Consider the following 1,370-nt stretch of genomic DNA (forward strand, 5'->3'; position numbering starts at 1 on the left):
GAGGCTTCCGTGTCCGGCGCCACCGAATCGGCCCCGCCGCGCAACGCGAGTGCGGTGCGGGCGTCGGCGGGGAAGTACGCCTCGATCGCGATCTCCTCGAGCGTGACGTCGAAGGCGGCGCCGAACGCCGTGATCGTGTTGATGAAGCTCAACTCGGCCCCCCGGTGCCGGATCCGGATGGGCATCGCGATGTCGGCGGGATCCGGCGGCCGCACCGGGTCGGGAGCACCATAGGAGAGGAGTTCCGCGTAGAGGTCGCTCAACTGCGGGTCCCCGGTCCGGTGCACCTGCCGTGCCAGGCGCGGCAGCAGGAATCCGCGAACCTGATCCAGGTTGAGCAGCCGGGGCGCGAACCCGGCGGGATGCAGGCCCAGCCGCATCATGTTGACCGGTGGTTCCAGCAGGGCAGGTGCGACACCGTCCAGGAACACGTCGGCGGCGGAGTTGGCGAACACCAGGTTCCAACGGCGATCCACCACCAGCGCGGGGTTCGGCTCATGCCCTCGCAGGATCTGATGGAGGGCTTCGCGCGCCGCGGTCAGATCCGGGTCGTCCAGCGGGCGCTCCTGGTAGACGGGGGCGTAACCCGCGGCGACCAGGAGCCGGTTCCGGTCGCGCAGCGGAACCCGCAGATGTTCGGCCAGATGCAGGACCATCGGGCGGCTGGGGATCGTGCGGCCGGTCTCCACGAAGCTGACGTGGCGGGCGGAAACCTCCGCCTGGATGGCCAGGTCGAGCTGGCTCAGCTGCCGCCGGTGGCGCCACTCGCGCAGGAGCTCACCGACAGGACGATCCTTCGACATGGACCCGGTTCTATCGTGAGCGCGCGCCGCATCGCCATTACAAGGCATGTAATCGACGACGCGATCCCGGCGCGCCACCGTTACCCGCATGCTGGAAACCACTGAGACGGAACGCAACAGGAAACTCGTGCTCGAAGGCTTCGCGCGGTTCGCCAGGGGCGACATCGCCGTCCTCCGCACGCTTCTGGCGGAGGATTTCGTCGAACACAGCCCGGGCAACCCCTCCGGCCGGGACGCGTTCATCGACTTCATCGCGCACGCACCGGTGGCGGGCGCCCGGCTGGAGCTCAAGCGCGCCATCGCCGACGGACAGTACGTGGTCGTGCACTACCTCATGATCCCGCCGGGGGAGGAGCGCGGCACCGCGGTCGTCGACATCTGGCGGCTGGAGGACGGGCTGATCGTCGAGCACTGGGACGTCGTCCAGCCTGTGCCGGAGCCCGCGGAGATCCCCAACGGGATGTTCTGAGCGCCCGCCCGGCCGGGTGGTCCGAGCCGGGCGCCGGGAGCACGGCGTGGTTCGGGTTACTCGCCGCAGCCCGGCGCTCGGCATGGGCGGTGCGCCCG

At 70.1% G+C, this 1,370-nt stretch carries 2 protein-coding genes; one reads left to right on the forward strand and one right to left on the reverse strand.

Going from position 1 to position 1,370, the window contains the following annotated elements; genetic code table 11:
• Positions 1-893, reverse strand: an 893-nt coding sequence (locus ABZ860_RS42790; protein WP_357232606.1) for a helix-turn-helix transcriptional regulator, incomplete at its 3' end; no start/stop codon positions are given.
• On the opposite strand from ABZ860_RS42790, the gene ABZ860_RS42795 reads away from it, so the two are divergent.
• Complete coding sequence (locus tag ABZ860_RS42795) at positions 892-1,272, forward strand: nuclear transport factor 2 family protein (protein ID WP_214409178.1); 381 nt, start codon at positions 892-894, stop codon at positions 1,270-1,272. The genes ABZ860_RS42790 and ABZ860_RS42795 overlap by 2 nt on opposite strands.
• Positions 1,273-1,370 lie beyond the last annotated feature (98 nt).

The organism is Microbispora sp. NPDC046973, assembly GCF_040644495.1.
In the GTDB taxonomy this organism is placed as follows: Bacteria; Actinomycetota; Actinomycetes; order Streptosporangiales; family Streptosporangiaceae; genus Microbispora.

What these genes read in the sequence shown, in the direction of transcription:
- ABZ860_RS42795 (WP_214409178.1), top strand. Translation starts at nt 892, where the DNA reads ATGCTGGAAACCACTGAGACGGAACGCAACAGGAAACTCGTGCTCGAA.